An 11,915-nucleotide genomic window follows, 5' to 3' on the forward strand; every position below is an offset into this window, starting at 1 on the left:
CGCGCCGGGCGCCGGGCCGCCGGATGGAGCGTCAGATCAGAATCCCGGGATTGCACACCCCGGTCGGGTCGAGCGACGCCTTCACCGCCCGCAACGCGTCGAGGGCCAGCGGTCCGATCTCGTCATGGTAGGCGTCCCGGTGATCCCGCCCGACCGCGTGATGGTGGGTGATACTCGCGCCGGACGCCCGGATCGCGGTATTGGCCGCGGATTTCGCCGCCGCCCATTGCGCCAGCGGGTCCTCGCCGAACGGCGCGACGACCGTGAAGTACAGCGACGCCCCCGACTCGTAGACGTGGCTGATGTGACACATCACCAGCGGTGGCGTGCCCGACGCCGTGAGCGAGTCCGTCACGGCGGCCGTCACCGCGGCGCGCACCTCGTGCAGCCGCGACCAGAAGGCGACGGTCTCGAGCGTCTCGACGAGCACCCCGGCGTCGAGCAATGGATCGCGCAGATACGGCCCCGCGAAACGGCCTGTACGCCAGGCCTCCCCGGGACCGTCACCCAGAGCGTTGCCCCCGACATCGGTCAGCACCGCCGACGCCGCGTCCCGCCGCCGCGCCACCTCGTCGGCCGCACCCTCGTACCCGGCGACGACCAGACACCCGGACCCGCCATCCGCTTCGCTCTCGGCGCCGGAATCATTCGGCCCGCTCGCTTCGCTCCCGGCGCCGGCGCCGGAATCATTCGGCCCGCTCGCTTCGCTCCCGGCGCCGGCCGGATCGGCGAGATTCAGCGCCGTCTCCACCTCATCCGACAGCCGGAGCACGGTGGGTAGCGGACCGTCCTGGGCGAGCCGACGGAGCGCGGTGGCGCCGTCGGCGAACGACGCGAACCGCCAGGCGTCGAAGACGCGGGTCGTCGGGACGGGCCGGATGCGCAGCTGGACGCTGGTGATGACGCCGAACACGCCCTCCGAGCCGAGGACCAGCTGACGTAGATCGGGTCCGGCCGCCGAGCGGGGCGCGGTACCGAGTTCGATCGTGCCGCGCGGAGTGGCCAGCACCAGCCCTTCAACCATCTCGTCGAACCGCCCGTAGCCCGCCGACGACTGACCGGCCGACCGGGTGGCCGCATACCCACCGATCCCCGCGCCCTCGTAGGACTGCGGGAAATGTCCGATGGTCCAGCCCTTCTCGCGGAGGAGCGCTTCGGCCGCCGGCCCCCGCAGGCCTGCCTCCAGCGTCGCCATGCGGGAGATCTCGTCGATCTCGACCACGCGGTCGAGGCGTCGCAGGTCGAGGCTGATCACACCGGCGACCCCGGCGCGGTCCGGCGTCAGACCGCCCACCACCGACGTCCCGCCGGTGAACGGCACCACCGCGATCCGCCGCTCCGAACACAGTCGCAGGATCGCGACCACCTCGTCGTGGTCGCCCGGGTACACCACCAGATCGGGTGCGTCGTCGGCGTCGCCCGCACGCAACCGCAGGATGTCCGGGGTGGAGTAACCGCGCGTGTGCTGAACCCGGGCGGCATCCGCATCGGAGACGTTGTCGGCACCGACGATCTCCGAGATCTGATCTCGCACAGCGGCATCGACGACCGGTCGGGCGAGCGTGATCGTCGCCGGGTCGACACCGGCATCGGCCGGGCGGTCGCCGGCGAGAGCAGCCGCCGCACCGGGCAGTTCGGCGGTGCGCGCCGGGTCTCCCCATCGCGGCCGGTGCATCTCGACGACGGGGATCGCGGTTTCGTCGGACATCGGATCGCCGCCGCTCATCGCGCCGTGCCCGGCCCGGTACCGCCGGTCGGCGCCGCGCCCCCGGCGTCGTCTCGGACGACCGCCCGGACGACCAGTTCGGCGATCTGCTCGTCGCTCAGGAAGCTGTCGGGGATGAGCATGAGGGAGTAGATGGTCCGCACGAGGAATTCCGCGGCCCCCCGCGGATTCGGGAACAACTGGTCCCCGATCTCGGGTTCGAGGTCGGGAAGGGTCTCCGCCACGATCTGGTGGATGAGCGTCGGCCCGGCCGGATCGCTGGTGGCGACCAGCGCGCGGACGACCTCCTCGGGCTCCTTGCGCAGCACGTACTGCAGCGCGTCGTGGTTGCGGATGTACGGCAGGACGTTCACCACCTGCGCGTGGATCTTGCCCGCCGCGTCGGGCGCACTGGCCGACCACTCGACCAGCTTCACCCGCAGCAGCGAGACCTCGCGCTCCACGATCGCCGTGACCAGCGCTTCGCGCCCGCCGAACATCCGGTAGGCGGTGGCGCGCGCGACCCCGGCGTGCCGTGCCACCGACGTCAGACTCAGCGTCTTGGCCCCGAATCGGGAGACGAGCCCGACTCCGACATCCACCATGCGGTCACGATCCATGCGAAAACCGTAGCGAATCAGCCTGAGGCGGGAACCGTCGTGGTGGTCGTCGTGACGGTCGGCGCCGTGGTCGTGGTCTCGTCCGGGACGGCATCTCGGGTGCTCGTCTGCGGTGCCGGGTCGTCGGCGGGCCGATCGGACTCCCGTGACTGCGACGGCGCGGACGGGGCCGGCGGAGGTGACGGTCGTCGGAACGACGGCGTCGTCCGCTCGGGCACCGGTGCCTCGGCCCGCGCGCTGATCGTGGTCTGACGCTCCACGCGGTCGGTACCCGAACCGCCGCCCCGGCACTCGACGACGAAGGTTCTCGACACGTTCGGGAACACCGTGGCCCCGAGAGAACCACGCGAACCGGGCCCCATCGCCGTCGAGTCGGTGGGCCGCAGCGCACCGCTCGGCGTGAGGGTGCACACCACGGCCGGGTTGCGCGTCGCGTTGTTGTACAGATCGATCTGGATGCGAGCCCCGTCGACGTGTACCGAACACCCGGGGACGGGCCCCGACCCGGCGAACGGCGGACAGCTCACATTCGGCGGCGCCGCAGGCGATTCCGAGTCGACGGTCAGAAGCGTCACCGCCGCGCCCAGGGTCAACGATCCGCCGATCGCGAGACCGGCGACGAGCTTGCGCATGACGGTGTCCCCTCGGTTGCGGTCGTGCCGGGACCCCGTTGTAGGTGTGGAGGCGCCATCGCCGGCGACGATGCGTCCAGGCTACGCGCAGGGCGGGCCATGCGCGGCCTTCTCGGCAGCAATCGGCGCGCGATGGCGACCCCGGCGAGGCAGAGCAGTCCACCGACGATGCCGACGCCGGTCGGCAACTCGTCGAGCAGCACCCACGACAGGACGATGACGATCGCGGGGACCACGAGCGTCGTGGCCGCCATCGCGCTCGCATCGGTGCGCGCCAACGCATACGCCCACGTGGAGAAGGCAATCGCGGTCGGCCCCACACCGAGGTAGATGACCGCCCAGATCGCCCCCGGCTCGGCGCCGGCCAACTCGCCGACGGCGACCGGGGCGAACGGCGCGGTCGCCACGAGACCCGCGACCGCACCCAGCCAGGTGGCGGTCAGCGCGTCGACGGTGCGCAGTGCGGACTTCTGGATCAACACGCCGGTCGCGTACAGGACTGCCGCGGCGACCCCGAGGACGATGCCCAGCCAGTCGGCGTGCGCGTCCGCGGTCGCGGATCCGCCGAGCGCTATCAGCACCACGCCGGCGAAGGCGATCGTCATGCCGATCACCAGATGGCGCGGAAATCCCTCTCCCAGAAACAGTCCCGCGGCAACGGCGACGAGGATCGGCGCCAGATTCACCAGCAGCGCCGCGGTCCCGGCGTCGAGGTGACGCTCGGCCCAGTTCAGCAGGATCGTGTAGCCCGCGAACCACGCGACGCCGTAGGCGATGACCATTCCCAGTGCGCGACCCCGCGGGAACAGCGGACGTGTCGGCGTTCCGGTGGTCCGCGCGCGCAGACGCACCACCGCCATGAGGACCGTCAGCGGGATGACCGCGGCGAGCAACCGCAGAAAAGCCATGGCGCCCGGCGAGAACGTGTCTCCCAGCGCACGGATCCCGACGAAGGCCGACGCCCACAACACGACGGTGACGATCGCTGCCAGCGCGGGCAGCGATGCGGAGGCGGACGCAGCAGATGCCGGCAGGCGCGGGGACATACGGTCCAGAGTCGCCCATCCGGCACTTCAGGACAAGTGGATACTTGAATCCAACACTTCAGTGACACTGAAATGACCGCGTTATACTCGCCGCATGGTCGACATCCACCGACTCCGCGTCCTGCGTTCGGTCATCGGCGAGCAGTCCATCGGCGGGGCCGCGGCCGCGCTCGGGTACACACCGTCGGCGGTCAGTCAGCACATCGCCACGCTCCAGCGCGAGACCGGACTGTCGCTGGTGGAGCGTGACGGTCGTGGCATCGTGCCGACCGAGGCCGGCACCATCCTGGCGCGCGAGTCCGACACGGTCTTCGAGCAGATCGCCCGCGTCGACGGCCTGATCTCGGAGCTGCGCGACGGACGACTCGGCCAGTTGCGGATCAACTATTTCGCCTCCGCCGGCGCCACCTGGATCCCGCCCATCGTCGCGGCGATCTCCCGCGAATTCCCCGGACTGCGACTCGATCTGCGCCTCATCGAACTGATGGGCCCCTCGTCGACGTCACCCGACATCGAGATCTACGTGGCGGACAGTCGACGCCCCTCTGCCGAGGTCGGCGGCTTCGACGATCGCCGACTGGCCACCGACCCCTATCACGCTGTCGTACCGGAGGATTCACCGTGGGCGGCGCTCGAGTCGGTGACCCTCCGTGAGCTGTCCCAGGTCCCGTGGGTCGACAACGACGTGGCGCGCGGCCCGTGCCGACAGGCACTGCTGGACGCGTGCACGTCGGTCGGATTCGTACCCGATTTCAGCGTGGAGACACAGGACTACCCGACCGCGATCCGGTTCGTCGCGGCCGGGGTCGGACTCACCGTCGTCCCCAGACTGGCCCTGACCGACCTGCCGCCGGGCGTCGTGGCGATCCCGATCGTCGATCCCACGCCCGCGCGCGAGGTGCGGGTCCGGGTGCGCCAGGCCGGACTCGACCTACCGCCGGTGCGAAAAGTCCTCGACATGCTCGACTCCGCTGTGGCGCACAGCTTTTCGTAGGAGCTTCGACAAGCTCAGCCTCACCGCTGGTTGGGCAGGGCCGGAGCGAAGCGACGCCCCGAGTCGAAGCCACTCCCGCGTCAGCCCAGCGGAACAAGCCTCACCGCTGGTTGAGCCGGGCCGGAGCGAAGCGACGCCCCGAGTCGAAGCCACTCCCGCGTCAGCCGAGCTTGCGCAACCGCGGGGCGAGGTCGCGTTCGAAGTTGTCGAGGAACCGCTGCTGGTCGTGTCCGGGGGCGTGGAAGACCAGGTGATTGAGCCCGGCGTCGGTGTAGAACTTGACCTTCTCGACGGCCTCGTCGGGGTCGGAGGACACGATCCACCGCTTGGCGACCTGCTCGATCGGCAGCTCGTCGGCCAGGCGCTCCATCTCGGTGGAGCTGTTGACGCTGTGCTTCTGTTCCGGGGTCAGCGACAGCGGGGCCCAGAACCGGGTGTTCTCCAGCGCCAGTTCGGGATCGGGATCGTAGGAGATCTTGATCTCGATCATCTTGTCGATGTCGTCGACGTTGCGTTCGGCCTTCTGCGCACCTTCGGCGACCGCGGGCAGCAGCTTCTCGGTGTAGAGCTCGGGCCCCTTGCCCGAGGTACAGATGAAACCGTCACCGGCGCGACCGGCATACCGGGCCACGACCGGGCCGCCGGCGGCGACATACACCGGGATCGGTTGCTCGGGAATGTCGTACATGTACGCGCCCTGCGTGTGGTAGTACTCGCCGTCGAAGTTGATCTCCTCGCCGGTCCACAGCTCGCGCATGAGCGCGATGGACTCGCGCAGTCGTGCGAAGCGTTCCTTGAACTCCGGCCACTCCCCCTGGAATCCGGTCGCGTACTCGTTGAGCGCTTCGCCGGTTCCGACGCCGAGCATGATGCGTCCGGGGTACAGGCAGCCCATCGTGGCGAAGGCCTGCGCGATGACCGCGGGGTTGTAGCGGAAGGTCGGGGTCATCACCGAGGTGCCGATCTGCACCCGCTTGGTGCGCTCACCGACCGCCGCCATCCAGGCCAACGAGAAGGGCGCGTGACCGCCGTTGTGCCGCCAGGGCTGGAAGTGATCGCTCACCGCAACCGAATCCATGCCGTGCTCTTCGGCCGCGACCGCGATCTCCACCAGCTCGCGCGGATCGAACTGCTCCGCCGATGCCTTGAAACCGAGCTTGAGTTCTGCCATGTCCATCGCTCCTCTGCCACCGGCCTCACCGCCGGCGCGGGCCGGTCTGCGGAGTCGGCCGAATCGTGTTGTGACCTCGCATACCAACGTAGAGCATGTGCGCAGACAGCGGCGTCGCCAGCCTGTCGCCCCGTCAGCCGGCCCTGCTGCCGGCCGCAGACGCCTCGCCGGACTCGCCAACGGTCAACGTCCGTGACGCTCCGGCCCGTGTGTCGGCGATGTGCCGCTCCAGCAGGTCGGCCGCACGCTCGGAGTCGCGGTCGCGCACGGCGTCGAGGATCGCCCGATGCTCGGCCACCGACACGTCGTGCCGCCGGCCCGCGGTCGGCAGATAGTAGAAACGCACCCGCTTGTTCACGTCGGCGACCATCGACTCGAGGACTCGGTTGTGCGCACAACTCGCCAGTCCGACGTGGAAGTCGCAATTGATCGCGGACAGCGCCGCGTCATCTGTCGTCGCATCCTGACGTTCGACGACCTGCACCAACTCGTCGAGTTGCGCGGCGGTGCGTCGTTGCGCCGCCAGCCACGCCGCTTTCCGCTCGACGATGAGCCGTGCCTCGAACAGGTCCGACAGTTCGGCGGCATCCCGGTCCCGGACGTAGGTGCCGCGATTGTGACGACGGACGACCCACCCCTCGGCTTCCAGGGAACGGAGGGCCTCGCGCACAGGGATGTGACTGACCCCCGACTCCCGGGCGAGCTCGTCGGCGTTGATGCGCGTACCGGGCGCGAGTCGTCCGGACAGGATGCCCTCCTCCACCTCGGCGCGAATCCGGTCCGCCGGGGCCGGGGTGACGCCCACGGCGCTCTCACTCATGGCGAGATCCTATATGAATTCTCGATTCTCGTTCTACGCGCTCGACGCCGGCCACCATCGTGACGAGAGTTCGCCGCGAATGACCTCCTGTCGTGGTTAATCGGTTGTTAACGACGCGGCAACGAGAGCGCGACGACTCGAGCGTTTCCTATAGGAACTTGCATCGAGGTTCGGGAGGAACCCATGAGCTCTACCTCAGACATACCCGTCGCCGGGACGGGACCCGGCAACACCGCCCCCGACGCGGCGGCGACCTTCGACGAGTACGAGGACCGGCCCGTCCCGGCGTCGGCGCGCAAGTCACTCTTCGCGGTGTCATCGGTGTGGCTCGGGTTCCCGATGATCCTCACCTGCGCGGTCTTCGGCGGCATGATCGTCTACTCGCTCGGCTTCTGGCCGGGCATGGCCGCGATTGCGGTCGGCAACCTGATCCTGATGGCCTACGTCGGCCTGCTCAGCTATCAGGCGGGACGCACCGGCGAGAACTTCGCGCTGATGGCGGCCCGGACGTTCGGCGCGACGGGTTATCGCATCCCCGCGGCCTTCCTCACCACTGTCGTGATCGGCTGGTTCGCCTTCCAGACCGGCCTCACCGGCTCGACGCTCGAGGCGAGCATGGGGTGGAACGCCACAGTGATCGCGCTGATCGCCGGCGTCGGGTACGTGGCGGCGACGCTGCTGGGTATCCGGGCGCTGACCGTGATCGGCGTCATCGCGGCACCGCTCTATCTCGTCCTCGGTGTCCTCGCCATCGTCGACGCCTCGTCCGCGCCCGGCGCCGGCGAATTCACCTCGTACGCCGGTGGCGCCGGCGCCACCGCGCTCACCTTTGGTGCCGCGGTCACACTCGTGGTCGCCCTGTTCGCCGATTCCGGAACCATGACAGCCGATTTCACCCGCTGGTCGGTCAACGGCAAGCAGGCGTTCCTCGCCGCCTTCAGCGCCTTCCCGGTCGGCAACACGATCGCGCTGACCATCGGCGGCATCATCGTCGCGATGGGCGCCGGCGACGATCCGGCGACCAACGGTGGCGGATTCCTCGGCATCCTGATCGACAACGGCGGCGTGCTGGTCCCGATCGCGATCGCCTTCGTGTTCATCAACCTCGGATCGGTGTGCACGCATTGCCTCTACAACGGCGCCGTCGGCTGGAGCGAACTGACCGGCATCAAGATGCGCGTCCTGACCGTCGCTCTCGGGGCCGTCGGTGTCGCGCTCGCCGTCGCCGGAATCTGGCAGCACTTCGAGGATTGGCTCAACCTGCTCGGCGTCGTCGTCCCGCCGCTCGGTGCGGTCCTCATCGTCGACCAGGTGCTCCCACGGACGAAGCGGGCCGCACCGGCCGATTCCCCGGTCGCCTGGCGCGCGACGTCGTTCGTCGCGTGGGGCGGCGGCGCGGTCGCAGCCCTCGTCACGCACTACATCGCCCCCGTTCTGTGCGTCGATCGCGGTGGGGATCCTCGTGTCGGGAGTCCTTGCCGCGCTCCTGAGTCGGCGGTCATCCGTTCCGGCGGCGACGGCACCCGCAGCCACCGAGGGTGTCGAATCGGCGACGGTCTGACGCCGGCCCTTCGAGGCTCGTCGCTAACGCTCCTCACACCTCAGGGAGCAGAAACGGCATCTCGTCGCTAACGCTCCTCACACCTCAGGGAGCAGAAACGGCATCTCGTTGCCAACGCTCCTCGCACCTCAGGGAGCATCCTGTGGCTCTCGGATCACGGAGCAGCAGCCCCCACCCACCGAAGCAGGAACCATCCATGACATCCTCTGCATCACATCGCTTTTCGACGATCGGTGAGGCCCGGCCGTACGCCTGGCCCTACGACGGCGGTTTCGACCCCACCGCCACCGCACTCCTCTGCATCGACTGGCAGACCGACTTCTGCGGCCCGGGCGGGTACGTCGACTCGATGGGCTACGACCTGTCGTTGACGCGGGCGCCACTCGGACCGACCGCCCGGGTCCTGGCCGCGGCGCGCGACGCCGGCCTCACGATCATCCACACCCGAGAGGGCCACCGCGCCGATCTGTCCGATCTCCCGGCCAACAAACGCTGGCGGTCGGGACGGATCGGAGCCGAGATCGGCTCCGCCGGTCCCTGCGGTCGCATCCTGATCCGCGACGAACCCGGATGGCAGATTGTGCCGGAGGTCGCTCCCCGCGACGGCGAGATCGTCATCGACAAGCCGGGTAAAGGCGCCTTCTATGCCACCGACCTCGACCTCGTGCTGCGCACCAACGGGATCACGCACCTCATCCTGACCGGGATCACGACCGATGTCTGTGTTCACACCACGATGCGCGAGGCCAACGACCGCGGTTACGAATGCCTCATCCTCTCCGACTGCACGGGCGCGACCGATCCCGCCAATCACGAGGCCGCCCTGAACATGGTCACGATGCAGGGTGGCGTGTTCGGCGCCGTCGCCGCGTCGTCGGATCTCCTCGCCGTGATCGCCCCGGGAGCGGGCGTCGATATCGCCGTGTAGCACCTGCACCCCTGGTGAGGGGCGTGTTCGCGGCGGGCGATTCCTCTGGTGGCGAACACACTGGACTTGAAGCTCGGTTGAAGTTCTACCGTGGTTGGCATGAGCATGCAGTCCGTGGCCTGGGACATGATGTACAAGTCCTCCACCCAGCCCAACAGCAAGCGGTTGCGGGGCGACCGCCGGGCGACCCTCCGCCGGATCGGCGCATTCGCCCGACCCCACCGGCGTCGTATCGCCCTGTTCCTCGTGCTGTCGATCTTCACCGCGGTGCTGACGGTGGTGACCCCGCTGCTGGCCGGCCGGGTCGTCAACCTGATCACCGAGAGCGGCTCGGAGACGATGATCGTCGGACTCGCGGTCGCCATCGCGCTGATCGCCGTCGCCGAGGCCGCCGCGGGGATCGGGGTCCGCTGGCTGTCGGCGAACATCGGCGAGGGTCTCATCCTGGACCTGCGTCGAGCCGTCTTCGACCACGTGCAACAGATGCCGGTCGCGTTCTTCACCCGCACCCGCACCGGAGCCCTGGTGAGCAGGCTCAACAACGACGTCATCGGCGCTCAGCGCGCATTCAGCGACACCCTGTCGGGCGTCGTCTCCAACATCGTCACGCTCACCCTGACCCTCGCCGTGATGATCGCGATCAGCTGGCAGATCACGCTGCTCGCGCTGATCCTGCTGCCGGTCTTCGTCGTACCGGCGCGGCGGATGGGCCGGCGGATGGCCGCGCTGTCCCGCGAGGCCGCCGAGCACAACGCCCGGATGTCGACACAGATGACCGAGCGGTTCTCCGCCCCCGGCGCCACGCTGGTGAAACTCTTCGGGCGGCCCGACCTCGAGTCGCGCGAGTTCGCCGAGCGCGCCGACCGCGTCCGCGACATCGGCGTGCGCCGGTCGATGCTGCAGGCGTATTTCATGACGACCCTGATGCTGGTCTCGGCGCTCGCCCTCGCGCTGGTCTATGGGCTCGGCGGATGGCTTGCGGTGCAGGATCATCTGTCCGCGGGCGCGGTCGTCTCACTGGCACTGCTGCTGACCCGGATGTACGCGCCACTGACCGCCCTGGCGAATGCCCGGGTCGAGATCATGAGTGCGCTGGTCAGTTTCGAGCGCGTCTTCGAGGTGCTCGATCTCCGGCCCCTCATCACCGACGCCCCGGACGCGATAGCGGTGCCCGGCACCGAGAGTGGGCGGCCCGTACCGGTGTCCGTCCGGTTCGACGACGTCTCGTTCGCCTATCCCGCGGCCGACAAGGTGTCGCTGGCCTCACTGGAAGAGGTTGCCCAGCTGGACAACCGAGCCGGGACGACGGTGCTGCACCACGTCGACCTGGATGTCCCGGCCGGCAGCATGGTTGCCCTGGTGGGCAGTTCGGGTGCCGGCAAGTCGACGATCGCGAGTCTCGCGACCCGCCTCTACGACGTCGATGAGGGGTCGATCGAGCTGGCCGGGGTGGACATCCGGAAGTTGCAGACCGCGTCGGTCCACCGGACAGTCGGCCTCGTCACCCAGGACGGCCACCTCTTCCACGACACCATCCGCGCCAACCTCGTTCTCGCGCAGCCGAACACCTCCGACGACCAGATCTGGGACGCACTCCGACGCGCTCGGCTGGACGACCTGGTCGGCTCGCTGCCCGAGGGGCTCGACACGGTTGTCGGCGAACGCGGCTATCGCCTGTCCGGCGGTGAGCGGCAACGGATGACGATCGCCCGTCTGCTCCTGGCCCAGCCGTCGGTCGTCATCCTGGACGAGGCGACCGCACATCTCGACTCGACGTCGGAGGCGGCGGTTCAGGAGGCGCTCGGCGAGGCTCTCGAGGGACGGACCTCGATCGTCATCGCCCACCGGCTCTCGACGATCCGGGCCGCCGACGAGATCGTCGTGCTCGAGGGTGGGCGCGTCGTCGAACGCGGTGATCACCCGACGCTCCTCGCCCGCAACGGGCGCTACGCCGAGCTCTACCGCACCCAGTTCGCCGACGACGACCCCGAGGACTCGGATTCGCTGACGGCGTGACCCTTCGAGACGCGGCCTCCGCAAGCTCCGGCCGCTCCTCAGGGAGCAGGGATGGTCGCCGACCCCGCAAGCTCCGGCCGCTCCTCAGGGAGCAGGGGTGGTCGCCCTCACGCTTCTTCGGGAGGCAGAGGTGAGATCAGTCGTCGAGGTCGTCGAAGTTGTCGATCAGCCCGCGGCGCCGGGGACGATCGTCGGTGTCCTTGACCCGCTCACCGAGGCGGCGCCGGAGCTGCATGGCGATCAGCACGATGTTGACGACCACCACGGCGATCCCGACGGCCACCCAGAACCAACGGCCTTCCCGCCACCAGCCGACGGTCAGCCAGCCGATGCAGAAGATGAGGATCGTCGCGCCGACGATGGTCAGTGTCATCGAGAACGTCTGCGCGCTCCGCGAGAAGTCGGGGCCGGTGGTCACGATG

10 protein-coding genes and 1 pseudogene are annotated in these 11,915 nt (G+C 69.1%); 4 read left to right on the plus strand and 7 right to left on the minus strand.

Annotated elements, in window-relative coordinates; all coding sequences use genetic code 11:
• Nucleotides 1-31 precede the first annotated feature (31 nt).
• Genes ABIC25_RS13115 through ABIC25_RS13130 form a run of 4 tightly spaced genes read right to left on the minus strand, consistent with a single transcriptional unit; the run spans nt 32 to nt 4,003 of the window.
• The gene (locus ABIC25_RS13115) at nt 32-1,708 is read right to left on the minus strand and encodes an FAD-binding oxidoreductase (RefSeq protein WP_248643865.1); all 1,677 of its coding nucleotides are present in this window, start codon (nt 1,706-1,708) and stop codon (nt 32-34) included.
• 14 nt (nt 1,709-1,722) lie between these two features.
• The gene (locus ABIC25_RS13120; RefSeq protein ID WP_101820798.1) at nt 1,723-2,325 is read right to left on the minus strand and encodes a TetR/AcrR family transcriptional regulator; all 603 of its coding nucleotides are present in this window, start codon (nt 2,323-2,325) and stop codon (nt 1,723-1,725) included.
• A gap of 17 nt (nt 2,326-2,342) precedes the next feature.
• A complete protein-coding gene (locus tag ABIC25_RS13125) occupies nt 2,343-2,957 on the minus strand; it encodes a hypothetical protein (protein WP_101820797.1) in 615 nt (204 codons plus the stop codon).
• Complete coding sequence (locus ABIC25_RS13130; protein WP_354561783.1) at nt 2,915-4,003, minus strand: DMT family transporter; 1,089 nt, start codon at nt 4,001-4,003, stop codon at nt 2,915-2,917. Before ABIC25_RS13130 ends, ABIC25_RS13125 begins: the two co-directional genes overlap by 43 nt.
• A gap of 94 nt (nt 4,004-4,097) precedes the next feature.
• On the opposite strand from ABIC25_RS13130, the gene ABIC25_RS13135 reads away from it, so the two are divergent.
• Nucleotides 4,098-4,997, plus strand: a complete 900-nt coding sequence (locus ABIC25_RS13135) for a LysR family transcriptional regulator (RefSeq protein ID WP_354561784.1) — start codon at nt 4,098-4,100, stop codon at nt 4,995-4,997.
• Between the two features lie 160 nt (nt 4,998-5,157).
• On the opposite strand, the gene fgd is transcribed toward ABIC25_RS13135, so the two are convergent.
• The gene (fgd, locus tag ABIC25_RS13140) at nt 5,158-6,168 is read right to left on the minus strand and encodes a glucose-6-phosphate dehydrogenase (coenzyme-F420) (RefSeq protein ID WP_248643868.1); all 1,011 of its coding nucleotides are present in this window, start codon (nt 6,166-6,168) and stop codon (nt 5,158-5,160) included.
• A 133-nt stretch (nt 6,169-6,301) separates the two neighbouring features.
• Nucleotides 6,302-6,988, minus strand: a complete 687-nt coding sequence (locus tag ABIC25_RS13145) for a GntR family transcriptional regulator (RefSeq protein ID WP_004019778.1) — start codon at nt 6,986-6,988, stop codon at nt 6,302-6,304.
• A gap of 183 nt (nt 6,989-7,171) precedes the next feature.
• On the opposite strand from ABIC25_RS13145, the pseudogene ABIC25_RS13150 reads away from it, so the two are divergent.
• The 3 genes and pseudogenes from ABIC25_RS13150 to ABIC25_RS13160 all read left to right on the plus strand — a co-directional run bounded on the left by ABIC25_RS13150 (nt 7,172) and on the right by ABIC25_RS13160 (nt 11,493).
• A pseudogene (locus ABIC25_RS13150) lies at nt 7,172-8,549 on the plus strand (cytosine permease).
• A gap of 196 nt (nt 8,550-8,745) precedes the next feature.
• Nucleotides 8,746-9,477, plus strand: a complete 732-nt coding sequence (gene biuH, locus ABIC25_RS13155; protein ID WP_354561786.1) for a biuret amidohydrolase — start codon at nt 8,746-8,748, stop codon at nt 9,475-9,477.
• A 99-nt stretch (nt 9,478-9,576) separates the two neighbouring features.
• The gene (locus tag ABIC25_RS13160) at nt 9,577-11,493 is read left to right on the plus strand and encodes an ABC transporter ATP-binding protein (RefSeq protein ID WP_239403965.1); all 1,917 of its coding nucleotides are present in this window, start codon (nt 9,577-9,579) and stop codon (nt 11,491-11,493) included.
• Between the two features lie 136 nt (nt 11,494-11,629).
• Here the strand turns inward: ABIC25_RS13160 and ABIC25_RS13165 are convergent, their stop codons facing one another.
• Nucleotides 11,630-11,911: a hypothetical protein gene (locus tag ABIC25_RS13165; RefSeq protein WP_354561787.1), complete on the minus strand. Its 282-nt coding sequence runs from the start codon at nt 11,909-11,911 to the stop codon at nt 11,630-11,632.
• Between the last annotated feature and the right edge of the window lie 4 nt (nt 11,912-11,915).

The sequence above is a fragment of the Gordonia sp. PvP123 genome (assembly GCF_040547295.1).
Taxonomy (GTDB): domain Bacteria; phylum Actinomycetota; class Actinomycetes; order Mycobacteriales; family Mycobacteriaceae; genus Gordonia; species Gordonia terrae.